25 protein-coding genes are annotated in these 26672 nt (G+C 55.1%); 9 read left to right on the top strand and 16 right to left on the bottom strand.

Annotated elements, in window-relative coordinates:
* Positions 1-8: 8 nt before the first annotated feature.
* Genes ureG through QN359_RS08985 form a run of 6 tightly spaced genes read right to left on the bottom strand, consistent with a single transcriptional unit; the run spans position 9 to position 4188 of the window.
* The gene (gene ureG / locus QN359_RS08960) at positions 9-644 is read right to left on the bottom strand and encodes an urease accessory protein UreG (RefSeq protein WP_322251137.1); all 636 of its coding nucleotides are present in this window, start codon (positions 642-644) and stop codon (positions 9-11) included.
* A 32-nt stretch (positions 645-676) separates the two neighbouring features.
* Entirely contained in the window at positions 677-1357 is a 681-nt protein-coding gene (locus QN359_RS08965; RefSeq protein ID WP_322248877.1) for an urease accessory protein UreF, read from the bottom strand.
* 3 nt (positions 1358-1360) lie between these two features.
* The gene (ureE, locus tag QN359_RS08970; protein WP_322248878.1) at positions 1361-1867 is read right to left on the bottom strand and encodes an urease accessory protein UreE; all 507 of its coding nucleotides are present in this window, start codon (positions 1865-1867) and stop codon (positions 1361-1363) included.
* Positions 1868-1877: 10 nt separating this feature from the next.
* On the bottom strand, positions 1878-3575 hold the full coding sequence (gene ureC / locus QN359_RS08975; protein WP_322248879.1) for an urease subunit alpha: 1698 nt from the start codon (positions 3573-3575) through the stop codon (positions 1878-1880).
* On the bottom strand, positions 3572-3877 hold the full coding sequence (locus tag QN359_RS08980; protein ID WP_322248880.1) for an urease subunit beta: 306 nt from the start codon (positions 3875-3877) through the stop codon (positions 3572-3574). Before QN359_RS08980 ends, ureC begins: the two co-directional genes overlap by 4 nt.
* A gap of 8 nt (positions 3878-3885) precedes the next feature.
* Positions 3886-4188: an urease subunit gamma gene (locus QN359_RS08985; RefSeq protein ID WP_322248881.1), complete on the bottom strand. Its 303-nt coding sequence runs from the start codon at positions 4186-4188 to the stop codon at positions 3886-3888.
* A gap of 197 nt (positions 4189-4385) precedes the next feature.
* On the opposite strand from QN359_RS08985, the gene QN359_RS08990 reads away from it, so the two are divergent.
* The 4 genes from QN359_RS08990 to QN359_RS09005 are packed head-to-tail and all read left to right on the top strand — an operon-like array spanning position 4386 to position 7568.
* Positions 4386-4658, top strand: a complete 273-nt coding sequence (locus QN359_RS08990) for a metal/formaldehyde-sensitive transcriptional repressor (protein ID WP_322248882.1) — start codon at positions 4386-4388, stop codon at positions 4656-4658.
* A gap of 11 nt (positions 4659-4669) precedes the next feature.
* A complete protein-coding gene (locus QN359_RS08995; protein WP_322248883.1) occupies positions 4670-5458 on the top strand; it encodes a nickel/cobalt efflux transporter in 789 nt (262 codons plus the stop codon).
* Between the two features lie 37 nt (positions 5459-5495).
* Complete coding sequence (locus QN359_RS09000) at positions 5496-6626, top strand: hypothetical protein (protein ID WP_322248884.1); 1131 nt, start codon at positions 5496-5498, stop codon at positions 6624-6626.
* Positions 6627-6632: 6 nt separating this feature from the next.
* Complete coding sequence (locus QN359_RS09005; protein WP_322248885.1) at positions 6633-7568, top strand: VTT domain-containing protein; 936 nt, start codon at positions 6633-6635, stop codon at positions 7566-7568.
* A gap of 3 nt (positions 7569-7571) precedes the next feature.
* On the opposite strand, the gene QN359_RS09010 is transcribed toward QN359_RS09005, so the two are convergent.
* Together QN359_RS09010 and QN359_RS09015 are read right to left on the bottom strand one after the other, a co-directional pair.
* The gene (locus tag QN359_RS09010; protein ID WP_322248886.1) at positions 7572-8447 is read right to left on the bottom strand and encodes an urease accessory protein UreD; all 876 of its coding nucleotides are present in this window, start codon (positions 8445-8447) and stop codon (positions 7572-7574) included.
* A gap of 183 nt (positions 8448-8630) precedes the next feature.
* Positions 8631-9650 (bottom strand): hypothetical protein, encoded by a 1020-nt coding sequence (locus QN359_RS09015; protein ID WP_322248887.1) that lies wholly within the window; start codon positions 9648-9650, stop codon positions 8631-8633.
* A gap of 386 nt (positions 9651-10036) precedes the next feature.
* On the opposite strand from QN359_RS09015, the gene QN359_RS09020 reads away from it, so the two are divergent.
* Positions 10037-12046: an NEL-type E3 ubiquitin ligase domain-containing protein gene (locus QN359_RS09020; RefSeq protein WP_322248888.1), complete on the top strand. Its 2010-nt coding sequence runs from the start codon at positions 10037-10039 to the stop codon at positions 12044-12046.
* On the opposite strand, the gene urtE is transcribed toward QN359_RS09020, so the two are convergent.
* From urtE to QN359_RS09060, 8 genes are all read right to left on the bottom strand, one after another.
* Positions 12024-12722 carry an urea ABC transporter ATP-binding subunit UrtE gene (urtE, locus tag QN359_RS09025; protein ID WP_322248889.1) on the bottom strand — a complete coding sequence of 233 codons (699 nt, stop codon included), beginning with the start codon at positions 12720-12722 and terminating at the stop codon, positions 12024-12026. The two genes, QN359_RS09020 and urtE, sit on opposite strands and share 23 nt — an antisense overlap.
* 49 nt (positions 12723-12771) lie before the next feature.
* A complete protein-coding gene (urtD, locus tag QN359_RS09030) occupies positions 12772-13626 on the bottom strand; it encodes an urea ABC transporter ATP-binding protein UrtD (RefSeq protein WP_322248890.1) in 855 nt (284 codons plus the stop codon).
* The gene (gene urtC, locus QN359_RS09035; RefSeq protein WP_322248891.1) at positions 13623-14708 is read right to left on the bottom strand and encodes an urea ABC transporter permease subunit UrtC; all 1086 of its coding nucleotides are present in this window, start codon (positions 14706-14708) and stop codon (positions 13623-13625) included. Before urtC ends, urtD begins: the two co-directional genes overlap by 4 nt.
* Complete coding sequence (urtB, locus tag QN359_RS09040) at positions 14705-16303, bottom strand: urea ABC transporter permease subunit UrtB (protein WP_322251138.1); 1599 nt, start codon at positions 16301-16303, stop codon at positions 14705-14707. Before urtB ends, urtC begins: the two co-directional genes overlap by 4 nt.
* Positions 16304-16434: 131 nt before the next feature.
* Entirely contained in the window at positions 16435-17676 is a 1242-nt protein-coding gene (urtA, locus tag QN359_RS09045) for an urea ABC transporter substrate-binding protein (protein WP_322248892.1), read from the bottom strand.
* Positions 17677-17910: 234 nt separating this feature from the next.
* Positions 17911-19473 carry an FGGY-family carbohydrate kinase gene (locus tag QN359_RS09050; RefSeq protein ID WP_322248893.1) on the bottom strand — a complete coding sequence of 521 codons (1563 nt, stop codon included), beginning with the start codon at positions 19471-19473 and terminating at the stop codon, positions 17911-17913.
* A gap of 28 nt (positions 19474-19501) precedes the next feature.
* A complete protein-coding gene (locus tag QN359_RS09055; RefSeq protein ID WP_322248894.1) occupies positions 19502-21082 on the bottom strand; it encodes a glycerol-3-phosphate dehydrogenase/oxidase in 1581 nt (526 codons plus the stop codon).
* On the bottom strand, positions 21079-22683 hold the full coding sequence (locus tag QN359_RS09060; protein ID WP_322248895.1) for an FAD-binding oxidoreductase: 1605 nt from the start codon (positions 22681-22683) through the stop codon (positions 21079-21081). The genes QN359_RS09055 and QN359_RS09060 overlap by 4 nt, the downstream gene beginning before the upstream one ends.
* A gap of 87 nt (positions 22684-22770) precedes the next feature.
* On the opposite strand from QN359_RS09060, the gene QN359_RS09065 reads away from it, so the two are divergent.
* From QN359_RS09065 to QN359_RS09080, 4 genes are all read left to right on the top strand, one after another.
* The gene (locus QN359_RS09065; protein ID WP_322248896.1) at positions 22771-23793 is read left to right on the top strand and encodes an AraC family transcriptional regulator; all 1023 of its coding nucleotides are present in this window, start codon (positions 22771-22773) and stop codon (positions 23791-23793) included.
* A gap of 460 nt (positions 23794-24253) precedes the next feature.
* On the top strand, positions 24254-24889 hold the full coding sequence (locus tag QN359_RS09070; RefSeq protein ID WP_322248897.1) for a hypothetical protein: 636 nt from the start codon (positions 24254-24256) through the stop codon (positions 24887-24889).
* 151 nt (positions 24890-25040) lie between these two features.
* Positions 25041-25214 (top strand): hypothetical protein, encoded by a 174-nt coding sequence (locus QN359_RS09075; protein ID WP_322248898.1) that lies wholly within the window; start codon positions 25041-25043, stop codon positions 25212-25214.
* 57 nt (positions 25215-25271) lie between these two features.
* Positions 25272-26528, top strand: coding sequence for a hypothetical protein (locus QN359_RS09080; RefSeq protein WP_322248899.1), 1257 nt, complete (start codon positions 25272-25274; stop codon positions 26526-26528).
* The last annotated feature ends 144 nt before the right edge of the window (positions 26529-26672 follow it).

A 26672-nucleotide genomic window follows, 5' to 3' on the forward strand; every position in this document is an offset into this window, starting at 1 on the left:
TGTTTCCCTTAAATAGTAGGTTCAGTAAGGACATCGAGCATGCCTTGCTCGCGAATGAAGGCAACCACCGCTTCCAAACCTTGGCCGCTGCGCAGATTGGTAAACACAAAGGGGCGCTCACCACGCATGCGCTTGGCATCCTGCGCCATGATGTCAAGATTGGCACCGACATACGGTGCCAAATCGATTTTATTAATGATCAGCAGATCGGAGCGGGTGATACCGGGCCCCCCTTTGCGCGGAATTTTTTCGCCGCCGGCGACGTCGATCACGTACAGCGTCAAGTCCGATAATTCCGGGCTGAAGGTGGCAGCCAGATTATCGCCGCCCGATTCCAGCAAGATCAAATCGAGATCAGGAAAATCGGCGCTCATGCGTGCGATCGCTTCCAAATTGATCGAGGCATCTTCGCGTATCGCCGTGTGCGGACAGCCGCCGGTCTCTACCCCCATCAAGCGTTCGGCCGGCAAGGCTTGGGCGCGCAGTAAAATATCCATATCTTCTTTAGTATAGATATCGTTGGTGATGACGGCCATATCATAGTCGTCACGCATATGCCGACACAGCATTTCGCACAGCGCGGTTTTACCGGAACCAACCGGACCACCGATGCCGACACGCAGGGGATTACTGGAATTTGCCATCATAAATCTTTCATATTTTAAATTTTTTCACTTCACGAACGGTACATGCGGCTGAACTGGACTTCATGCTGCATCGATAGCAGTGACAAGCCCGGTGCCCAATTCGATAATTGATGATCCTCGAGTTGTTGTGCCGTCGCCGCTGCGGCTGCCAATTCTTCTCGTAGCGACAAGAGCAGTCGCTGGCCGGCGACCTGTCCCAGCGGTATCGATTTCACACACACCAGCGACTGATTTTCCGCCCAAGAAAACAGCATCCCAAGCAGCACCGCCTCAGCCGGCACGGCCAGCGCTACGGCGGCGGCGGCCAGTGCGGTCGGCAACGGCAATTCTTTTTGTTCCTGCAACAGCGCCAGCAAGCTCGCATCAGCGATCTCGAGATCGGCAATCAGCTTACCCAGCGAATAACCCATCTGTATGGTTTCGGCGCGAAATTCGGCGCTGTCACGTGCGGCGATGAAAATCTCGGTCCAGTGCCGCACGGCGAGGCCATCGCGCGCTGCAAACGCCTGCAACAAACGCCATAAAATCGGCGCTTCGAAGCGCGCGACCACTTGCTGTAAATTCGCCACTATCCAGCTTTTCGCGCTCGCTTCGTGGTGCACCAAACCCTGCGCAATCGCCGTTTCCAATCCTTGCGAATAACTGTAAGCGCCGATCGGCAGAGCCGGACTCGCCAGTTGCAACAAATGCAGTAAAGCCGATGCCTGCATGGACTACTCGCGATCCGATGGTCGATGTATCCGTTGGCGCACAGGAATCGGTGCCAGCGCATGATGGCGCTCGTCGCCATGGCTGTGGCCGCCACCATAGGCACCGGCTTCCGGCTCAAAGCTGGCCAACTCTTCAATGACTTCGGCACCGAGCCCCTGCAACATATCACGCAATACTGCGTCTTGCCGTATGCGCAGAAAGCCATCGGCAAGCTGGGCTTGGGTATGCCGATTACCGAGATGGAAGGCGCAGCGCAGCAGATCGAAAGCGCTGGCACACTTGACGCGATAAGTAGGCTCCGCAGCGGCCAGTACTTCGATCACACGGCCATCGTTGGCCAGCATACGATCACCATCACGCATCACCGTGCCACGCACAGTGAATACCGCCACCTCTTCACCATTAGTCAGGCGCGCGCGCAGGCGCGATTTCTCGCGCAATTCGTAAGGCAACAGCAATTGGCCGTCGACCGCGCCGCTGTGCGCAATTTTATTATGTAAGGTCAGCATAGTTGTCGCATCAAAATAAAAAATAACGTTGCGCCATCGGCAGCACATGCGCCGGCTGACACACTAATAATTCCCCATCGGCCCGCACTTCATAGGTTTCCGGATCGACCTCCATCTTCGGCATGAGGCCATTATGTATCATGTCAGATTTGCGCAGATGACGCATATTCTTTACTGCGATCAGGGTTTTATTCAGTTTCAGTTGTTCCGCCAGTCCGGCATCCATGGCGGCTTGCGAGACGAAGGTGAAGGATTTTTTCAAGCCGCCACCGAAGGCACCGAACATCATCCGATAATGGACCGGCTGCGGGGTCGGAATCGAGGCATTCGGGTCACCCATCTGAGCCGCCGCAATCATGCCGCCCTTGAGTATCATCGATGGTTTGACACCGAAAAATGCCGGCTTCCACAACACGATGTCGGCGATTTTTCCTACTTCAAGCGAGCCAACCACATGCGAAATACCATGCGTGATGGCCGGATTGATCGTGTATTTGGCGATGTAACGGCGGGCGCGGAAATTATCATTATCACGCCCATCTTCAGGCAATGCGCCGCGTTGCTGCTTCATTTTGTGCGCGGTTTGCCAAGTCCGCATGATGACTTCACCGACCCTCCCCATGGCTTGCGAATCCGAAGACATCATTGAAATCGCACCGAGATCATGCAAAATATCTTCGGCGGCGATGGTTTCACGACGGATGCGCGACTCGGCAAAGGCAATATCTTCGGCAATCGCCGGATCAAGGTGATGGCATACCATCAGCATGTCGAGATGTTCATCGAGCGTATTGATGGTGTACGGCCGGGTCGGGTTGGTCGACGAAGGCAGTACATTCGCTTCCCCAACTGCGGCAATGATGTCAGGCGCATGACCACCGCCAGCCCCTTCGGTATGGAAAGTGTGGATGGTACGATCTTTAAAGGCGGCCAAGGTATGCTCAAGAAAACCGCCCTCATTGAGCGTGTCGCTGTGCAGCGCCACTTGCACATCCATGCGCTCGGCCACCGACAAACAGGTGTCGATGGCCTGCGGCGTACTGCCCCAATCTTCATGCAATTTCAAGCCGATTGCGCCGGCGCGGATCTGCTCTTCCAGCGGCAGCGGCAAGCTGATATTACCCTTACCAAGAAACCCCAAATTCATAGGGAAGGCATCGGCCGCCATGATCATCGCATGCAAATGCCAAGGCCCCGGTGTACAGGTGGTGGCGGCCGTGCCGACCGCCGGCCCGGTACCACCGCCGAGCATCGTCGTCACGCCACTCATCAGCGCTTCTTCGATCTGCTGCGGACAAATGAAATGAATATGCGAATCGATGCCGCCGGCGGTGACAATCATGCCTTCACCGGCGATGATTTCCGTCGCGCCGCCTATGGCCATGTCCACCCCCGGTTGAATATCAGGGTTACCGGCCTTGCCGATGCAAGCGATGAGGCCATTCTTGAGACCGATGTCAGCCTTGACGATGCCCCAGTGATCGAGAATGACGGCATTGGTGATGACGGTATCCATCACCGCGGCATGCGCCAACTGCGACTGCCCCATGCCGTCGCGTATCACTTTACCACCGCCGAATTTCACCTCTTCGCCGTAGATCGCAAAATCTTTTTCGATTTCGATGAACAAATCGGTATCGGCCAGACGTATCCGGTCGCCCGTCGTCGGACCATACATTTCGGCATAGGCCGAACGTGAAATTTTCATAAGTCCCCCATCACTTGGCCGTTAAAACCGAACACCCGGCGCAAGCCGGCCAAGGCCACCAACTCCACTGTTCGCTGCTGCCCCGGCTCGAAACGCACGGCCGTGCCGGCAGCAATATTAAGCCGCATGCCATAGGCCAGTTGACGCTCAAACAGCAAGGCCGGATTAGTCTCAAAAAAATGGAAATGCGAACCGACTTGTATTGGTCGGTCGCCGCTGTTAGCCACTTGCAGCGTGAGGGTGGCACGGCCAACATTAAGTTCGATGTCGCCGGCGGCGATCAACATTTCACCTGGTATCATCGGTCATCCTAAGGAATCGGGTGGTGCACGGTCACCAACTTGGTGCCGTCCGGGAAGGTCGCTTCGACCTGTATATCGGGAATCATTTCCGGCACGCCCTCCATGACATCGCAGCGCCGCAGTATCTGTGTACCCTGAAACATCAATTCGGCCACACTCCGGCCGTCACGCGCACCTTCCATGATCGCGGCCGTAATCAAGGCGATACTTTCCGGGTAATTGAGTTTGAGACCGCGTGCCTGCCGCCGCTCGGCCAGCAAGGCTGCGGTAAAAATCAGTAATTTGTCTTTTTCTCTCGGACTTAGATCCATTATTTCTCCTGTTACGGCCAGCGCCGACAATCGTGCAAGTAGCGACTCAATACTGTGGATACAGCAATAATCAAACCAGCTTTCAGCTATCCCTGGGGACAATATTGCGACATCCGGGTGCAGCATCGCACATTTTCAGTGCAATGTTTCCACAAGTATGCAAAAATACTATACCCCCCTATGCTATTTATACCTTCATGAGCCATACTGTTAAAGACAAACAAAAATTACTTAACCGAGTACGCCGCATCCGCGGCCAACTCGAAGCGATAGAACGCGCGCTGGAAGAAGAAAAAGGCTGCATGGAAGTACTGCAGCAAATCACCAGTTGTCGCGGTGCCATGAACGGCTTAGTCGCCGTGGTACTCGAGGAACACATTCGCACCCACCTGGTGGCGGCCGAAGCGACCGATGCACATGGCGACGCCCAGCAAGTGCTGATCGATGTCGTCAACAGTTATTTTAAATAAGGCAGATACCCATGACCGACCTTTCCAACTTGATCATTGCCGGCAGCAGCAACGCCTGGCTCTTCATTCCCAGTGCCATCGCTCTCGGCGCCTTACACGGGTTAGAACCAGGCCACTCGAAAACCATGATGGCGGCCTTCATCATCGCCATCCGCGGTACCATATTTCAAGCGGTGCTGCTCGGCGTGGCCGCAGCCTTATCGCATACCGCCGTGGTATGGGCGATTGCGCTGGCCGGGCTGTACTTTGGTCAACAATGGAATAATGCCGTCTATGAAGCGTATTTCCAAATTGCATCGGCGCTACTGATCATCGCCGTCGCCGCCTGGATGCTCAGAAATACGTGGCAAGACCAGCACCATGCTGAGCACGACCATGATCATCATGAGCACGAGCACGATCATCATGAGCACGAGCACGATCACCAAGATGCCCATGAACGCGCTCATGCCCAAGACATACAGCAACGTTTTGCCGGCCGCAGCGTCACCACGCCACAAATCCTGGTCTTCGGTCTCACCGGTGGCTTAATTCCCTGTCCGGCCTCGATCACGGTTTTACTCTTGTGCTTGCAGTTGAAAAAAGTCGCTCTCGGTGCTACCTTGGTGTTGTGCTTCAGTTTAGGATTGGCACTGACCATGGTCTTGTCAGGCGTGCTGGCAGCGCTGAGCGTGAAACATGTGGCGCGTCGCTGGAGTGGTTTCGGTGAATTTGCCCGCAAAGCACCCTACATTTCCAGTGCCCTGATCTTATTGGTCGGATTCATGCTGGCCTACCAAGGCATACGCGCATTGCCGTAAACGTCAGCGCGGCCCCATTCTTATTGCGAGTCATATCATGCTTAATAAAATGCTTAGCCTCACGCTACTAATTTTGGTTCTGCCAGCATCCGCAGCCTCGAGCAATCAAACTTGGCAACGGGTGCATATCGGCAGCGGTGGCGGTTACGATTTCCCACTGTATGCCAACCATGACTTACAGCAGCCACTGCCGTTGGTGCGTGAAGTTATTTTAGTACAACACGGTGTACAGCGTAACGGCGATGATTACTTTGCCGAAGCGATGACATTACTGCAGGCAGCCGGACGCAATAACGAGGAAGTGCTGATCATCGCACCGAATTTTCCAGCCAAAGCCGATCTGGCCAAAGGATTTACCGACTTGCCCTTATGGAGCTCGGCCGGTTGGAGCGGCGGTGACTATGCCGTCTCCGGCAGCGCGTACGAACTCAGTTCCATGCGCGTCTATGATGATTTGCTGACGATGCTGACGCAAAAAAAACAGTTTCCGGCACTAAAAAAAATCACCGTGGCCGGCCACTCCGGTGGCGGGCAATTGGTACAACGTTATGCCGTGCTCAATCAAGTCGATGAAACCGTGCGCCAGCACGGTATCGCGCTCAGCTATATCGTCGCCAATCCGTCCTCGTTTTTATACTTTACAGCCGAGCGCCCGAGCGAGCACGGCTTTGTCAATTATGATACCAGCCTGTGCCCGGCTTACGACCAATATCGCTACGGTATGCAAGCAATGGTAGCGTATGCGCATCAGATCAGCGGCGCGGCAGCCTTTGAACGCTACCGCCAGCGCAAAGTGACTTACTTAGCCGGCACTGCCGACAATGACCCACAACATCGCGTGCTGGATAAATCCTGCGGGGCCGAAGCCGAAGGAGCGACGCGTCTGGCACGCGCCCGTAATTATTGGCAATATGAGCAGCATTTGGCTGGTGCACGCAGCTTGGAACAGCATCAGCGCTATGAAGTCATCGATGTCGGGCATAACCAAAGCAAAATGTTCGGCTCACAGTGTGGCAGCCAATTATTGTTCGGCGTCCCGCGCGCCGACGGTGCCGCCTGTCGCATGATCAGCAGCGATAACAACACTAATCAGCAAGCAAGCACAGATCGACCTGCGCAAACCAATACAACGGGTACAATGAGCAACCCTGCCGCCACCCCGCCATAATAATCGATGACTTTCTCCTGGTTCCCTTCCCTGATTTCCACCGATGGCAGCACAATGGTCTTCGCCAATGTATTGCTACAACAATTGGGGCTACCGGTACCGGCAGTACCAACTTTGATGCTCAATGCCAGCCGCGCACCAAACTTCGGCACCCTGCTCACGCTGCTGCTGGCCGCGGTCAGCGCCTCGCTGATCGCTGATTTAATCTGGTTTCAGGCGGGGAAACTGTTCGGTTACAAGGTCTTGACCTTACTGTGCAAACTCTCGATCAACCCGGGATCCTGCGTCAACCAAACGGAAGCGCGCTTCATTCGTTGGGGCATGTGGTCATTGGTATTCGGTAAATTCATTCCCGGCTTTTCTACCGTCGCACCGCCGGTGGCCGGGGCGCTCGGCATGTCGCGCAGTAAATTCTTAATCGCCTCGGCAATCGGTGCCGGCTTATGGGCGGGTTTGGCATTGCTGCTCGGTTACGCTCTGCAGGCACAGATAGCGCTGGCACTGTTGCTGCTGGCTGAACATGGTATACAAATCGCCGCCATCTTCGGCACTCTCCTGGCGCTGTGGCTTGGTGTTAAATTCTGGCAAAAGAAACGCTTCGAATACTTGGCTTTGATGCCGCACATCAGCGCCAAGGAATTACAACAATTGTTAGCGTCAGATACCAAACCACGCGTCATCGATTTGCGCAGTTATGCGCTGATTCGAGAAAGCGGTATTTTTCCCAATGCGCTGGTACGCGAAATGAATCATGTCGGCGATCTGGTCAATGCAATCGGCTTCGATCAAACCATCGTCACGCTGTGCGCTTGCCCCGCCGATGCGGCGGCAGTCGATGCCGCACACACGCTCAAAGCGCTTGGTTTCCTCGATGTGCGCCCACTGAGCGGCGGCTTCGACAGTTGGCAAGCGTTACAGACCGAAGCGCTTACATCAGCATAGACATCAAGTTTGCCAGATACGCGGAACCACCGCCTCACGTCCCATCAAGGCCGGACGTAAGTGCTGCCAGACCAACTGCTGCCAAAGACGCGCCGTTTCACTGGAATTTCCGAGATAACGGGCGACAATCACCGATTTCATCTGGCTCACGCCACCTAAAGCAGTTTCTTCGCGCGCTGCCAGCAGCGCACTGCTTTGCGCCCGCAAAGCCTGCAAGGCAGCAGCGCTGAGCGGGTTGCCGCAACCGAGCACGCTGGCGCAAACGCTGCGCCCAGCCAAACCCAAAGGACTCTGCATGGCCGCGCCAGCGCCCTCGATACTGCCCTGTTCATGCCAAATCAATTGCTCACCGCGCAGAATACGACTGCACTGAGTAATCGTACCGGAGGCATAACGTTCGGCCGCAGCACTGCGGCCGAAACAAAAAATATCGCTGCTGATGAAGCTGGCTTGCTCGTCGAGTTGCACGGTCTGATTCAAGATCACCCGTGCGTCATCGAAAAAAATACTTTCCTGTGGCAACCACTCAAGCTGCGCGCCAGCAGCGACGCGCAGAGCAATGTCTTGTTGCGAAATCTGGCCATTACTGCGATACCATTTGGCCGCTCCTGGCGTTGTGATCAAGACCCGCGTGTCGGCAGCGACATGAACTTCGGTCTTGAGCCTGTCACCGCCAACCACACCACCAGGCGGATGAATGATGATGGCATGGCAGACTTCCGATCCTTCCGGGTACAAAGTTTTTTGCACCCGCAACGGCCCATGGTGGCGACAATGGGTAAGGCGTGTGCTGGTCGCATCGCGCTGAAAGCCAAGCTGCAAATGAGCTTCCCAATCGGACGAGGTCGGCGCGCGCGGAAAAACTGGGGGCGAATTCATAAAGTTATGTGTTAGCAAAACAAGCAATATACCGCCCTATTGCGCAAAATTCCAGCGGCCTGCGCCTCACTGCCGTGTCGATCTCGCCCCTTGCTCGATCTGAGCACCCACATAACGCTGCGGCAGCGCTTGGCAGACCTGCACCAGCTAGTGCTCTGGGCGCTGCCATTAATCGCAATGCGCTCAAAACCAATCGGGAAAAAGCGTCAGAAAATCCGGCCGTTCCCGGCGTATTTCGGCATGCAAGCGCTGCAATTCATTTTGCCTATCCTGTTTCACTGCAGGAGAGTCGGCGGTGGCGATTCGATCAACTAACAAAGTATGCGCAAAATACAGTCGAAACAGGAAAAAATTGTTTTCTTCAGCCACACTACGGCGTTCAATTTTCATCTGAGCCGCATGGACGGCCCGCAAACCATCGATCAAAGGCTGCGGCGCAGAAGATAATTGTTGTAGCGAAAAATGCTGATAAATCCGGTCATTGGCGGCGCTGATCGTTTTTGCCAGCGCATCATCACCGAGCACATCGTTGACGAACCTCAGTGCAATCAGCCATTCTTCAGCCTGCTGTAATTGCGCCGGGTCGCCAGGCTGCGCCGTGCTGATCACAGCGAGCAAATGAATACGATATTTCTCTGCCACACTATGCAGCAAAGCCGGATCAGGATCGTGCATGCCTTGCAGCAGATCGAAATTATATCGACAACTTTCCATATCCTCGCACGCATTCTGATCAAGCTGACTTTGCACGTAATTGCGCACCATCGCATCATGCAAAAAATTGTACTGCGTTATGTTGCATCCAGCGACCCGAAAAACCGGTATGCGTTCGGCGTACTCACGCATACGCACTATCGATTCATCTAGTTCGGCGCGGCTTCGTGGGCTCAGATTTATACTCGCAAGCAAACACTCAAGGGTGCGGCGCGCCGTAGTCGAACCACGTGGTGGGCGATCGCTGTTGAGAATGAGGTAATTACGGTACTGTTGCGTGCGCTGCGCTGGCGACGGCGCGGCTCGCGTAATGGCAGCCTGCGCCGTCACCCGCGCCGCCAATTGCCAACTAGGCCATAAGCCCTCGATCTGAACCAAGCGCAGCAGTTCCGGCGATTCTGCCCGGCCATCCAACTGCTCATGTGGCTGCGCCGCCGATGCCAGCGGCGGACTACTGCGATTGCTCACAGCCACAAGCTGAGCGGCCATATCCTCTTCCGTCGCCGCTGAGGGCGCGGCTGCTAATGGGGCTCCGACTGGGGTACGACTAGAGACTGGCGGTGCAAATAATAAAGCACGTAAGATCGGTGAACTTGGCGGCGAAGTTGGTACACCATTCATAAATCACTTTCTAAAAAAATGCTCGGCAATATGTTCGTCCCACTCACGCTGCAATGATGCGGAGCTCAATCGCGAATCTCGCTCAATTCCCTATTATTGACTTTCAAAATTCGACCATAACAACCCGACGAACGGTGCCATACCAGCGCGTATTGCGCCTAAAATCTGACCTCTAAGCGGCAGTCTTGCATGCCGCTTTATTTTAAAAAATAACTGGTAACATCGTTTTTTTATTTACTTGATACGCCATCGCCATGCCATTTCCCATCCTATCTGAACTGTCACGTTTGTTTTCTTTTTCACTCCGCAGCAACGCCGAGCACGTGCCGAGCAATGCCATGGAACGCGCTGCCACATGGCAGGCATGGGCCAATGCCGCTGCCGCCGGCAGTGCAGAACAGCGCGACATCGCGCTGGCACGCCTGCTCGATTGCCAACAGCGTGAACTCGAAACTCTTGATCTATGCGAGCTGGAACTGCGCAGCCTGCCGCCCTTTCTGCCAGAACAATTACAGCGCCTCGAAATCGCCGACAACTTGATCAGCAAGCTCCCGGACGACTTACCACCGACACTACGCGTACTCATCGCGAGCAACAATCCTTTGACGGCATTACCGAAACAATTGCCCCCGCAATTGGAACACCTGGAAATCGCCGACACACACATCAACACCCTACCCAGCAACTTGCCATCGACCTTGCGCACCCTGATGCTCAACTATTCACCGATACAAGTACTGCCCGAGGATCTTCCCAGCGGCTTGCAGATTCTGTTCGTCAATGGCACCTTGATACGCCACTTACCGGACGTGCTGCCAGCGGCGCTGCGCATGCTCAAAGTCGAATATACTTTACTGCGCGAATTGCCGACTCCCTTGCCACCCGAGTTAACCCATCTCGACATTAGCCATACCCGCATCACGCGCTTACCGGTACAACTGCCCCCCTTACTCGAACTACTCAGGGCCGGACATACCCGTCTGCGACGCCTGCCGCCACTACCGCCCACACTCAACTATCTTGACCTCAGCTACACCCGCATCACCCGCCTACCGTCCGATTTTCCGTCGCATCTCAATATCCTCATGGTTGACCATAGCCCTTTACTGAGATTACCTGACCCGCTGCCGCCGAGCTTAGTCTACCTGTCGGCCAGCCATACCCGCATCAGCGAACTACCGTCCGAATGGCCAGTTGGCTTGGTCTATTTTTACCTACCTGAAAGTCTGGCTAATTCCTACGAAGACACTGCCGATGTGTCTGAATATAGCCGAGAGCAATTGCACAGCATGCTCTGCGATCTGATTGAAATTTGGTATCCAGCGTCACAACAAGTAGCAGCGCAAACAGCTTGGGACGCACTCTACACAGAAGATAATGCGGCCGCGTTCATCCACTTTCTGCACGATTTACCCCGTACCATGAACAGCCGCTTACCCTCGTTCCGCGAATATATGCAAACTTGGCTGACTCAACTGACGCAATCAGCAGCTTTGCGCAGTGAAACATTTTTACTCGCGCACGGGGCCACCGAAAGCTGCGAAGACCGTCTCGCGCTGACACTGGCACACATGCAGCATTGTCAGATCAAGCATGCCGTACTCGATGGTCAATACGATGCGCAACTGGAGAATTTGGTGTTACGCGGTCGCGAACTGTATCGACAGGAAGTACTGGAAAGCTTCGCACATGAAAAAATCATTCAGCAACAAAGACTTAGCGAGGCCGACGGTATGCTGCCGCATGAGATCGATGAAATCGTGATTCACTTAGCTTATTTGGTGGCCTTGCGCGAAACGCTGGCATTGAATTGTATCGTGCAGGAAATGTACTTCTTCAGCATTGCCGGGCTCAGTCAAGATGATCTGGCGGGCGCTGCTGCTGCCGTGCGGCAGAGCGAGAATGCCGGCTTTGCCATGTGGCTGGCCAATTGGGAACCGTGGCAAAGTGCCATGCAACGCTTAGACGGCGCACAGCATGCGCTGGCACAGGAAAATTTAAGTACACACTTAGAGCAGCATTTTGACGACTTGCTCGAGCAAAGTCTGCAGACACTGGCTCTAGACCCCGACAGCGCGGCCTATGACAACACCAGGATACGCCTCGGTGCCGAAATCTTACAACGCGAACGCAGCAGGCACAATTGGGCCTACACGGTAGAATTTATGCGTCGTCAAAATATGCACTCACTGTTAGCTCCGGCTTGGCCAGAGCAAAATCAGGCGGCCATGCCGCCGCCATTTATACCGCCAGATGGCGTTTGATGTCAGCACCGTCCATCAAGCTTTGGTCGCCGGCTGCCACCACTTCACCGCGTGACAAGATCACAAAATGGTCGGCCAATTCGCGTGCGAAATCAAAATACTGCTCACACAGCAATATCGCGATATCGCCGCGCGCGCGCAGCATGGCAATCACGCGGGCGATATCTTTGATGATCGATGGCTGTATACCCTCGGTCGGCTCATCAAAAATAATCAGCTCCGGCTCGGCCAGCAAAGCGCGCGCAATCGCCAATTGCTGCTGTTGACCGCCCGATAAATCACCACCGCGACGCTGGTGCATCTCTTTCAGAACCGGGAATAATTCATAGACCTCAGCTTTAATGCTGCGCGCCCGTGCGGCCGACAGACTCGCCATACCCATCAGTAAGTTTTCTTCCACGGTCAGACGAGCAAATATTTCGCGCCCTTGCGGTACATAGGCGATACCGCGTGCAGCGCGCTGATGCGGTGCCAGCCGATTGATATTCTGTCCCTGAAAAATCACTTCCCCCTGCGCCACCGGCAAGACTCCCATCAGGCATTTCAACAAGGTGGTCTTGCCGACGCCATTGCGACCTAATAATGCCAGGCACTCGCCCTTGTTCAGACTCAGCGAAATTCCCCGTAAAGTGTGGCTGGAGCCGTAATATTGATGTAACTGTTTGACTTCCAACATAGTATCCCTGACTTTTCAAATGATATGCACTCGTTACGCTGCGCGGCCATTACCGACCGAGATACACTTCGATCACCCGCTCATCGGCCTGGACCTGCTGCATCGTTCCTTCCGCCAGTACGGCCCCTTCATGCAGCACCGTCACCTTACCCGCTTGCGCGATTTCGGCCACAAAACCCATATCATGTTCGACCACCATCATCGAATGCTTGCCGCGCAAATCATTGAGCAATTCTGCCGTGCGCGCCGTTTCCGCATCTGACATACCGGCTACCGGTTCATCGAGCAAAATCAGCTGCGGTTCTTGTATCAACAGCATGCCGATCTCCAGCCATTGTTTTTGACCATGCGAGAGCAAGCCGGCGCGGCGATCGGCTTGGGTATGCAGTCCTATCAACTCCAGCGTCGCGGCGATCTGATCACGTTGACTGCTGTTAAGACGAGCGAACAGGGTAGACCAAACTCGCTTATTCATTTTCAGAGACAATTCCAAATTTTCAAACACGCTGTGCTGCTCAAACACGGTCGGACGTTGAAATTTTCGACCTATACCGGCATGCGCAATTTCCACTTCGCTCATCGTACTCAAATCAAAAGTTTGACCGAAAAATGCCGTACCGGAAGTCGGCCTGGTCTTACCTGTAATGACATCCATCATCGTGGTCTTGCCGGCACCATTAGGGCCGATGATACAGCGCAGCTCGCCGACCGACATATCGAGGCTCAGATGCTTGATCGCACAAAAGCCATCGAAGGAAACCACGATATCTTCCAAATACAAAATTGCGCCATGACTGGTATCAAGCCCGACCGGCTTGGTACGCCCATAAGAAACCCCTTGATCACCGGTAGCAGATTCATACTGCTGGCCCGGGCGTAACACTCCGCTCATTACCTCAGTCATGCATCCTCCGGAGTTTTTTTCCATTTTGCGAACAGACCAAGCACACCTGTTTGCATGAATAAAGTCACCAAAATAAACAGCAAGCCCAGCGCATATAGCCACAACTCAGGAAACGCCGCCGTAAACCAACTCTTCAAGCCATTCACCGTGAAGGCACCGATAATCGGACCGAGCAAAGTACCGCGCCCGCCGACCGCCGCCCAAATCACCATCTCTATCGAATTTGCCGGTGACATTTCAGAAGGATTGATGATGCCCACTTGCGGCACATACAAAGCCCCGGCTATCCCGCACAGCACCGCCGACAGCGTCCAGACGAACAGTTTGAACCATAGCGGGTCGTAGCCGATGAACATCAAGCGGCTTTCGGCATCGCGCACCGCTTGCAAAACACGACCAAGTTTCGAACGGACGATGGCACGGCAGAGCACTAACACCGCCAGCAATATCACCAGCGTGATCAGGTAGAGTACCGCACGCGTGCCGGGGGCAGTCAGGCTGTAACCGAGAATGCGTTTGAAATCAGTGAAACCGTTATTCCCACCGAAACCGGTATTATTACGGAAAAACAGCAACATGAAGGCGAAGGTCATGGCCTGGGTGATGATGGAAAAATACACTCCTTTGATACGCGAGCGAAACGCGAAGTAACCGAACACAAATGCCAACACCCCCGGCACGGCGACCACCAGCAGCATGCAATACCAAAAATTGTCGGTCATGGCCCAATACCACGGATAAGTTTTCCAATCGAGGAAGACCATAAAATCAGGCAGCGTGCTTTGATATACGCCATCACGGCCGATGGCACGCATCAAGTACATCCCGTGCGCATACGCGCCGAGTGCGAAAAAAACGCCATGACCGAGTGAGAGAATGCCGGCATAACCCCAGACTAAATCCAGTGCCACGGCCGCCAAGGCATAACACATGAATTTCGCCACCAAGGCGATGGCGTAGGCGGAAATATGCAGCGCATGTCCATCGGGAAAACTCAGATTCAACACTGGTAACAAGGCCGCGATCAAAGCACAAACCACGATGGCACACCAAGCCGGACGAGAAAATAACGAGGCAATCATTCTACACTCCTGCCCTTGAGAGCAAACAGACCTTGCGGACGCCGCTGGATGAAGATGATGATGAAAACCAGTATCACAATTTTGGCCATCACGGCTCCAGCCAAAGGTTCGAGAAATTTATTCACTTCCCCCAAGCCGAAGGCCGCTAAAACCGTGCCGGCCAATTGACCGACACCACCAAGCACCACCACCATGAAACTGTCGACGATATAATTCTGCCCAAGATCGGGCCCGACATTACCCAACTGTGACAAGGCAACCCCGCCAAGACCGGCAATCCCGGAACCTAAGCCGAAGGTCAGCATGTCAATCTTGCCGGTCGCAACGCCGACACAATCAGCCATGCGGCGATTTTGTGTCACGGCTCGTACAAACAAGCCTAGTCGGGTTTTATTCAAAATCAGCCAGACTGCCGCCACCACGGCGAGCGCAAAGAAAATAATGATGATGCGGTTATACGACAATACCAACGAACCCATCACCGTCACTCCGCCCGACATCCACGAAGGATTGGCAACTTCGACATTCTGGGCCCCGAAAATCGAGCGTACAGCTTGCATCAACATCAAGCTGATACCCCAAGTGCAGAGTAAAGTTTCGAGCGGTCGGCCATATAACCAACGGATCACGCTACGCTCAAGCAGCATGCCGATACCACCGGAAACCAAGAAAGCCGCCGGCAGCGCCGCCAGCAAATAAGCATCGAGCGCGCCGGGAAAATAATGACGGAATACCATTTGGCAGACATAGGTGGTGTAAGCACCGATCATCAATAACTCACCATGTGCCATATTGATGATACCCATGAGCCCGAAACTCACCGCCAGCCCCAGTGCCGCCAATAGCAAGACACTGCCGAGCGAGACACCATAAAATAAATTACCAATCAACTCAGTCCAGGCGATGTGACGGTCGATCGCCTGCAAACTCGCCACCGCGGCGATGCGTATCGCGGCCTCAGGCTCACTGTCGCTGCCATCGGCATTTTTTGTCAGCATTTTTTGTAATTGCGGCCGCAAACCGGCATTCGTACTGTTGATCAGCGTTTTGACGGCTGCCAGACGCAAGGCAGCATCGTCCGACTGCAAGTTGGCGGCGGCAATCAATAATTGCAGTTCGGCCCCGACTTGTGGATCTTTCTCTTTGATGTAAGCAGCATTGAGCAGAGGTAGTTGCTCAGGTGTCGCCTGCTTTTGTAAAGCAATCGCCGCCGTCAGACGCTCTGCTTTATTACTGGAAAATAATTGTATGCCCGAGAGTGCACTCTGCAAGGCCCCGCGCAAACGATTATTGAGAGGAATGACATCCGCACCGTCAGGTAGGTTGGCTGTCACGCCGCTACTGAGGTCGGTGGCTTGTTCGCCGACTGCCAGGTACACGGTATCGCCCTTAAAGTACAGTTCCTCTTGATTCAGTGCCCGCAGCGTGGCGGCGGCCTCAGCGCTACCGAGTGCGGCAATGCTGTTGACAGCCGCAATACGTGCATCCGGGTCATCGCCGGCCAGTGCTTTACACAATGCCACATCGAGCTTCGCCTGGGCCTGATAACTGAGCAGCAGGATGCCACAACAGAGCAGTATTTTTCGCAATATCATCAAAGTACAGACCTCGTTTGGGTAGCAGTAAGCTCGGCCAGCATTGCCCCTGCCGCCGCCAGCGGCGACAGGGCAATGCGAAGATGGATCAGATTCACTGCGCGCGGCTACGCACAGCTTGAGCGGCAAAATCAGAGTTTCTGTTTGCCTTCGTTACCAACAATGAAAGGACTCCACGGCTGCGCGCGGATCGCTTCCTTGGTTTTGTAAACCACACTGAACTGGCCATCCGCCTTGATTTCACCGATCATCACCGGCTTGTGCAAATGGTGATTGGTCTTATCCATCACCAACTCAAAGCCAGATGGCGCTTTGAAAGTTTGCCCACCCATCGCGGCGATGACTTTATCGGTATCGGTCGATTTGGCTTTTTCTACCGCCTGCTTCCACATATAGATACCGACGTAGGTGGCTTCCATAGGATCGTTGGTCACGACGGTAGCGGCGTTAGGTAATTTTTGCGCGACCGCGTAGTCTTTCCATTTTTTGATGAAAGCGGTATTGACCGGATTTTTAACCGATTCAAAATAATTCCACGCTGCCAGATGACCGACCAAAGGTTTGGTATCGACACCGCGCAATTCTTCCTCACCGACCGAGAATGCGACGACCGGCACATCGGTCGCTTTCAGACCGGCATTGCCAAGCTCTTTATAGAACGGCACATTGGAGTCACCGTTAATGGTCGAGATCACCGCAGTTTTGCCACCGGCAGCGAATTTTTTGATATTGGCCACGATGGTTTGGTAATCGGAATGACCGAACGGTGTGTAGACTTCATCGATATCGCTGTCTTTCACACCTTTACTGTGCAAGAACGCGCGCAGTATCTTGTTGGTCGTGCGCGGATAAACATAATCGGTGCCGAGCAAGACAAAACGCTTGGCCGCGCCGCCTTCTTTCGACATCAAATATTCCGTAGCAGGAATCGCTTGCTGATTCGGTGCGGCACCAGTGTAAAACACATTTTTTTCCAGCTCTTCGCCTTCATACTGCACTGGATAAAACAATAAACTGTTCAATTCTTTAAATACCGGCAGCACCGACTTGCGCGACACCGAAGTCCAGCAACCGAACACGACCGAAACTTTATCTTGGCCCACCAATTGGCGTGCCTTCTCTGCAAACAGCGGCCAGTTCGAGGCCGGATCGACCACCACCGGTTCGAGTTGTTTGCCAAGTACACCGCCCTTGGCATTGATCTCGGCGATCGTCATCAAAGCAACATCTTTCAACGATGTTTCCGAAATCGCCATCGTCCCCGACAGCGAATGCAAAATACCAACCTTAATCGTGTCGGCGGCGAGTGCCTGCGACATCCAACTTGTGGCGACGGCTAAGGTCAAGGCTTTCAAAACGATACGACGTGTCATGTTTGCTCCAGAGAGTGATTGAATGAAAGGTAAATCCGCTTCCACCTCAGAGATAGCAGTTTGCGTGCCAGCAATGCTCGCAGCAAAAACCAGAGCAGAGATCACTTATTGAACCAAAACAGGGAGAAACCAGCTCGTCATCTCGCCACCGCTACGGAACGGGATTTTTCGGTGCGAAGCTGAGTGAAAAACGTGCACGCTCAGCCAAACAAGCACCTCAGCCCCTGACACTGCTTAAGGCATGCGCGGATAACCGGTGATATCGGCAATCTCCTGATACAAAGGCTGCAAGCGTGCATACATCTTCTGATACACGCGCCGATACAGTGCATCGTAGATGGCGACATGTGCGGCAATCGGCTCAAAGCGTTGACCTACCCGCGTCATAGCCGTCATCGCGCTGTCGAAATCGGCATGCAAGCCCAAACCGACGGCAGCATCGATCGCCGCCCCCAGCGCCGAGGTTTCATAGATATGTGGACGCGTGGTTGGCAAGCCGAAAATATCGGCGGTCAACTGCATGGCCGCATCGCTTTGCGAACCACCACCGGACACGCGCAATTCCGTGATCGCCACACCGCTGCGCTGTTCAATACGCTCCTTCCCTTCGCGCAACGCATACGCCAAGCCTTCGAGTATGGCCCGATACATATGCGCACGCGTATGCACATCACCGAAGCCGATGATCGCTCCCTTGGCCTCGACACCGGGCATCTTGATACCCGGCGTCCAGTACGGCTGCAACATCAGACCCATGGAACCGGGTGGTACGGCATTGACCAAGTCATCAAACAATTCTTCCGCCACCCCACCGCGCAGCGCTGCCTGTGACTGCTCAGGGTGACCGAATTGCTCCTTGAACCAATTGACCATCCAATAACCACGAAAAATCTGCACCTCCGTGCTGTATTGCCCAGGAATGGCGGCCGGATACGGCGGAATGTAAGGCGTCACTTCCAGATAGCGCGCACTGGTCGTATTAATGGTGGCCGTGGTACCGTAGCTGAGACAGCCGATATGCGGCAAGCGACAGCCCGCCCCGATCACCTCGCAAGCCTTATCAGCCGCCGCCGCCACCAAGGGCGTACCGAGCGGGATACCCGTGGCTGCTGCGGCCGCGGCCGTGATCTGCCCGATCAGCGTCCCTGGTGCCGCCAAATCAGGCAAGCTGGCGCGTCGCACCGCCAGCGCCTGCCATTTCCAGTCAAACTTGCCGGCCCATTTCAAGCGCTTATAATCAAATGGCAGATAACCGACTTGCGAACCGATGGAGTCGATGAATTTTCCGCCCAAACGATAATTGAGATAACCGGACAGCATCAGATAATGCGCCGTCTTTTCCCAAATCTCCGGCTGCTGCGCCTTGATCCAGTTGGCCTCGGCCTCGCCACGAAAATAATTGATGGTTGAACTCACACCGGCCAATTTAAACAGGCCGCGCCACAGCACATGCAAGGGCGGCACATCATCGGTGCGACGTTGATCGAGCCAGGTAATGGCTGGGCGCAGCGGCTGACCGGCGGCATCGAGATTAATCACCGTACCGCGCTGCGTCGTCACCGCGACTCCGCGCACCGCCGCCGGCAGCGCACCGCTCTCGGCCCAGAGTAATTGACAAGCACGGCACACCGCCTGCCAATATTCTTCCACATCGTGCTCGGCCCAGCCCGGCTCGGTAGAAAAATAGGCGGTCAACGCCACCTGCGCTTTGGCAACGATATGCCCGTTCAAATCAAATAAAATCGCGCGCACACTTTGCGTACCATTATCGATTGCCAGAATAGTCGCTTGCGTCATAAGGAGAGCTCCACTGGTGTTGGCATGATCATTCCGTCGCAGGCAAAGCGTGACAAGTCTGCCACAACAGCAAATAAGCCGCTACTTCCTGCTCCCAACGAGCATCATCCCACCCCAGTTCCGGCTGACAGATGGCGCGAATACGCGGTAATTGCGCCACACCGCCGCCGCGCAGTAACAAACCGATACGGGTACGCCGCAACAGCAAATCCTCCAGATGGCACACGGCTTCACAGCGCGCCGCCCAACGTAACTCTACCCACAGCGTCAAGGTTCCGGCGATCAGTTCCAGCTCACCAGTCTGTGCCGCCGCCAACACTTGCGCTGCCAAAGCGCCGTAGTGACCGGCCAAACGCGCCGTCTGCGAGGCTGGCAAACCCGGCGGAGCGAAGCATTCAGCACTCACGTCAAACAAAGCCGTATTGCGCCAATCGGGCCGCCAAGCCGGCAACAAGGGGGCTAACTGGCGCAAGGCGTCGAGTGCAATCAAGCGAAACGTGGTCAGCTTGCCGCCGGCAACCGTCAACAAACCGCGCTCCAAGCAAATCGCATGATCACGCGTTTCTTTGGAGGGATCGGCCTTGCCACTGCCGACCACCGGTCTTACTCCGGCATAACTGGCGATGATATCGGCGCGTGTCAGGGCCAGTGCCGGAAACTGAAATGTCAGCGCCACCATCAAATACGCCAGCTCGGCCGCAGTGATGGCCGCCTCCTGCTGCAAATCATCGGTATGATCGACATCGGTCGTTCCAACCAAGGTCGCGCCTTCCCAAGGGTAAATAAAAACCGGCCGACCATCGATAGGATGCATCAGGCTGACAGCCTGCGCTACCGGCAAGCGCCAACTCGGCAGAATCACATGACTACCACGCAGCGGCCGCAAACGCGCTGCTGCACCTTGCTGCGCGCGCAAACGGTCGGCCCAGGCACCGGTGGCATTGATCACCGTCTTGGCTTGCAGTGTCAGCAGCGTACCAGTTTGCGCATCGCGCGCGACCACACCATGGGCACGCTCAGCGGTATACATAATCGACTCGACCGCGACATAATTGAGCGCCGTCGCACCGTAAGCCTGCGCCTGCTGCAACACCCGCAATACCAAGCGAGCATCATCAGTTTTCGCATCGCTGTAACACAAACCGCCCTTAAGACCAGCACGCAAAATATGCGGTGCCAAGCCTAAAAACTCATCGGCGCGAAAATAATGCCGCGCGCGCTGACCGGCCATAGCATCATAAATCGCCAAACCAAGGGAAAACAACCAACGCCCCGGACGACGACCACGGTAATCGGCAAAGGCAAAACTCTGCGGCTCGACCAAACCGCAAGCACCACTCATCAAAGCTTGCCGTTCGCGCACCGAATCGCGCGTGAGAAAAAATCTTCCCTGCTGGATATAACGCAAACCACCATGTACCAGCTTGGATGAGCGACTCGAGGTACCCCAGGCGAAATCACGCTGCTCTAGCAGTAACACTTTCAAACCACGGCGCGCCGCCTCCAGCGTGATGCCGGCCCCGGTTATGCCACCGCCAATAACGATCACATCCCAGTCGGCGACAGGGTCCAGCGCGGCCTGCACATGGGCCGAACGCGGCGCGCTCATGTCAGCCGCTCCGGCAAAGTTTTGTGCGGGTTCATCATTCCCTCAGGATCAAAATGTCGGTACACCGCCGCCATCGTCGCCAGACCAAGCGCGCCTTTCTCTGCTTGCAAATACGGCGCATGGTCTTGGCCGACACCATGTTGATGACTGATGGTACCGCCGTGCGCAACGATCGCCATGGCCGTCGCCGCTTTCAGGCGCTGCCAACGTGCCAGATCGCGCTCATAATCGCCACTGAGGCGAAACACAAAAGTGCTATAAACACTCGCGCCCTGCGCATACATGTGTGACAAATGGGTATACCCATGCACGCGCTCGCCGTCTTGTGCAAAGGCCTGCTGCGCCGCGCTTTCGAGTGCCGTCATCATATTTTTTACCTGCGGCCAGTTGCACGCGGTCTCCACCGTATCGATGGCATACCCCTGCTGCCACAGGCTGTTACGCAGATAAACGTTCTTGAAGCGACCATGCCGCCATTTCTCGCCGATGGCCCGACCAACGGCAATACCGCCGTGTGCCCGCGCCAGTCGGCGTGCTGGTGCCAGCGCAGTGCGTACTGCCGCGGCATCACCACTGGCACCGACCAGCAACAAACAGCGCTGCTCGCCACAGCCGCGCCACGCCAAATAACGCTGTAGCAAGGCGAGCAGCCGGCTCGCTCCAGCCAACTGCAAACTCGTCGCCGTTTCCGCCGCATTTGACAAACGCAGCATCGACAAGCCCGGCACAGCACGGACAATTTCCATCACGGCGCTTTGCGCCGCATCCCACTGCGGAAAAAAGAAAGCATGAAATTCTTCCGTCGCCGGCTGTGCTCGCACCCGCACCGTCACCTCGGTGAGGATGCCGATACGTCCTTCCGAGCCAAGCACCAACTCGCGCAAATCGAGGGCCGCGGCCGAGGCGGGAAAACTCGGCAAGCTCAAGGTTCCGCGCGGCGTTTCAACCCGCCCGCCGGCAAACAGCTGCTCGATGCGCCCATAGCGCAACGATTGCTGACCAGATGAACGTGTCACCACCCAACCGCCCAAGGTCGAATACTCGAACGATTGCGGAAAATGACCGAGCGTGTAAGCATGCGCGCGCAACTGCGCCTCCAAATCAGGGCCAAATACCCCGGCACCAAACGTCGCCAGCTGCGCCTGCGTATCCAAATTCAGCAATTGCGACATCCTGCGCATATCAACCGAGATCACAGCACGCGCCGTCAGCGGTACCGTCAGGTGACCGACTACACTGGTGCCACCGCCATAAGGAATCAAGGCGATGCCATGCGCGCTGGCATGCGCAAGCAAGTTGGCGACCTCGGCACTACTCTCAGGAAAAGCCACCGCATCGGGCACGGCATCAATACGCCCATAACGCAGCTTGAGCCAATCCGGCAAGCTCTGTCCCACACTATGCCGTACCCGTAACTCGACGTCACAGTCGTACAGCGGATGCGGCGCCAGTCGGCTGGCGGCTACGCCGGCACACACCGCTGCCAAGCTGGCATCGGCCACGGTACTGCCGACACCGATCTGGTGACTCAAAAATTCTGCCGCCGTCGGTGCCAGCACTGATTCAATGGCGTCATCGCCCCATCCATTCCAACGTCGCATCGCGCTTCCCTTGTTATACTCGTGACCAAGCATAGCCAGTCGCAGTCGCGCCGTCTTGCGTTTTCATGACAAGGAGATTGTCTTAACATGCCAAATGATGAGCGTCACAACGGCCGCGTCAGCACCGCCTATCTGCAACCGCTGTTGGAATTACTGCGCGAACGGCACATCGATCCAGCCCAACTATGTGAGTTGGCCGGCTTAACCCAGCACGAACTGGCCGGTGACAGCATCGCCGCCACCAGCTATCTGCGCTTGCTCGACGCCGGTGCCGCACGCTGCGACGATGCCGCGTTCGGCTTACACGTCGGCGAGCGGGTCAAACTCGGCACCTACCACGTCTACGGCATGCTGCTGATGAGCTGCAGCGATCTTGGTCAAGCCTTGCAACAAACCATGCGCTACGAAGGGCTGGCGCATGATCTCGGCCGCTCCCTGCTCGGTCGCACCGGTGAATTAAGTGAATATCGTTGGGATAGCTGGTATCCCGACGCCAGCCGCCATTTGGCCGAAAGCGTCATGGCTGGCATACGCGTGTTCGGCGACTGGTTTGCCGGCACCAGCCTGCCGCCGACACCAGTCTATTTCGCCCATCCGGCACCAGCCGATCTGCGCGAACACCAGCGCCTGTTCGGCAGCGCCGTCGAGTTCGATGCACCTTGGCATGCCGCCCGCTTCCCCAGCGCACTGCTGGCCTGGCCAGTGCCGAATGCGGCGATCAGCCTGCATCCAATTTTGCAGCAACATGCCGACCAACTGCTACTGAAAAAATACGCACAACAGCACGAACACGAGCAGGTCAGCGCAGTCCGCAACGCGATACGCCGCCATCTCGCCAGCGACTGCGCACGCCTGCCGATGATTGCGCTGGAACTCGGTCTGAGTGTGCGTAGCCTGCAACGCAAGCTGTCCGAGAGCGGCCTCAATTTTCAACAAATTCTCGATCAAACACGCCGCGAACTGGCGCAAACCTATCTACGTCAGCCCGCTCTGAGTTTGGCCGACATCGCCTTCTTACTGGCCTACCAAGATCAAAGCGCGTTTCAACACGCCTTCAAAGAATGGACCGGCATGACACCGAAAGCCTATCGCGCTCACCAGCCGAACTGAAACGATAGCAGCCTGTTGAGCGCACACAAAAAAACGGCAGCCTATCAACAGGCTGCCGTTTTATGATTTGATCGGTGGCTGGTCACCATAGGAAAACCAGGCCCACCTCGCTACCGTCATACATATCGTTTGTATGTACAGCAACTGAGAATCACTATATCAGTTTTTTATGACGCGTCCATGACGCCGATCAAAATTCGACCAACTTGCGCCAAGACTACATCCATTCAATCTGCGCTTCTGACAAACCCAAATGGACATTTTATGATTGCTCATCAAATCGAAAAATGTTTTGATCATGTTGTTGAATAGACGACTGTAACAGGAAGTTAGCCAAACGAAGCAAACAAAAAAAACCATGTCGTCACTTCTTGTTCAACAAAGCAGGAAAGCACGATCCCACCCGACTGTGCCGACTATTCGTTCATCAATTTCTGACAGCATGACAAGGATAAGCACCATGATTCCATCCGGCATTACGTCTCACTTACCACGTTCCGTTTCCCTGCTCAAGGGTGTGACTCTCCCAACTGCCAAGCCTAGCAGCGATTTTTCTCTGCGCTTCTACCGCACCAGCAATATTGCCACAGCAACAAGCCGACCATCCCCAGCAGCACCCGCGCCAACACCGGCTATGTCGACGACGCCGAGCGAGGACACGCTCAAAGCCAGCATCATCGAATCGCGTACCCGCTTCTTGCAATCACGAGCTGTCTTCATGGGCACAACCGAAGCTTCAGCGCTGCCATTGCCACGCCCAACTGGTCTGCTACGCAGCACATCAGGAAACACCGCGTTGCCACCGGCACTGTCACCGAAAGCCACCCGCATCGTCACCTCCGTACCTGCCCGCACTGACCACGCAACACCCCGACACAATGTCGAGCAAAGTTGGCCGCTCACCAAAACCGAACGGGCCAGCTTCGCGCTCCCGCAGCACCAGCAAGCCTCGGCCGCGACCGGCATCTACCACGCGGCCCCGGTACAACTTGGTGCCAATGGCGAACGCCTCGGCGAGACGCCGCTTCGGCTCGAAGACTTGCGGCGCTTCCCTACTTTGTATCATTGGACGGCCAAACTTGGCAGCCACAACTGACGCCATCGCTGCGGCCACAAAAAAAATTGAACACCATGCCTTAACTGATACAAGACAGTCCGATTCAAGAACAACTATGTATTTAACCTCACCAACCACAGCCAACTCATGCACTACGCAGACAATACAGCCAACGGCAGCACAGGCATGCATGCAACTGCCTACGCTCAAGGCCGCCGGCAATATTCCTGTCGGCCTACCAAAGTCGCCGCAACGTGCAGTACTGCTGCATGGTGCCACAGCACAAACAAACGACACCGCGACTCACTTACCGCTTGCCGCCGATTTTTGCAAAGTCAGGCAATTTTCCGGCGCACAAACTTGATATCAGCACACTGTGCATGAATAACTTTTCATTTCCACCACACCACCAGGATCTTCCGTGAAAATCTTCAGCTCCCCTCTTCCCCTTTTTGATCTCGCATTTTCTCGACCACATGGCGCGGGTATCGCCAATGCAGTGATGCAACTGCGTGAAGCCGCACGATATGACGGGGCCCAGCAACATGCCCGGTTTACTGGTCTGCGCCGCGCCGCTAATGCGCCCGAGCTAGCCAGCACAGCGGCCACACCGCGCCAATCAGATAAGGTGCCGACCACGGCATCCCTATTCAGTCACGTCACAGGCCCGATTCGAGTGCGTTCGGAGGAATCGAACCGCCCCGCTCAAGCCGCTGCAGGCAAGGAAGCGAGCAACAAGGCTGCAAGCACATCGACGGGAACAAGCGATCATCAACTCCCGAACGTAAAAGCATTGCGTGACATGTTTGAACCAGCAATTCTTCACGACAACACCGCAGAACGCCATGCGCAAAGCCCAACTTATAAAAAACTCGAAGCAAAGCTCAACGGCACACATTTCCACATGCCGAACACAACAGCACAGCAAGCGTGCGTAACCAATATAACTGAGGAAAACCGACAGCCACCGGCACTCAAAACTGCGCCGGCTCCAGCCGAGAAAACACCTGCACGCCCCATGCAAGCGGTACCGTGCAGCGCCTCGTCCGACCAAGCTGCAGTTGAGCGAACCCGAGTCGAATCGCCGGCGCGCCTAAGCGTGAAAGCACTGCGCGACAAATTCGAGCCGCAATTCACTCATCGTGAAAATTCGCTCACCGACACCCAAGGCCCGTTCATCAAAAACCTGCAGGCACGCTTACAGCAAAACAACATCGCCATACCAGCACAAGGTATCGCCACAGAAACCCTTCACAACGATCGTCAGCCTCCGGCAGTCAAAGTCCTGTCGCATCCATTTCAAACACCGAGCAACACTGCAAGCGTGGACATCAATTCACTCAGCGAGCAAACAACTGATTCTTTCGCGCAACTTTCTTCAAAGATATTCAATAAAAAAGATCCTGTTTCGGCCACCGCGGCACACCTGTCTGATGTCGAATTCATGGCACAACAAAGCCAAACCAAACACGAAAGTCTTGCCGTGGTCAACGATGACTATCAGACGCGACACATTGCCTCTGATGCGGAATTTTCAAAACAGCTTGGCTTGACAGCACCAAAAACGAGCACACTACCTGCGAGTACCCCTACTAGCGACAAGGAATTTTCTCATTTAACTGATGCGGACAAGCATAGCAGACCGATTGAAAACACAGCTGAAGGTACTGAAGTCTAAGGAGGTACGGATTTAATCGCAGTGAAATTAGCCGTTGCCGAACAACTAAATGGATCGTCGTAAGCGACGATGGAAAAGACTCTGGAAGGGGTTTGCATCCCCTCCCATCGCGTCGCTCCTTCGTCGCTCACCGGCCCCAAGAGG

The organism is Undibacterium sp. 5I2, assembly GCF_035019605.1.
Classification (GTDB): domain Bacteria; phylum Pseudomonadota; class Gammaproteobacteria; order Burkholderiales; family Burkholderiaceae_D; genus Undibacterium.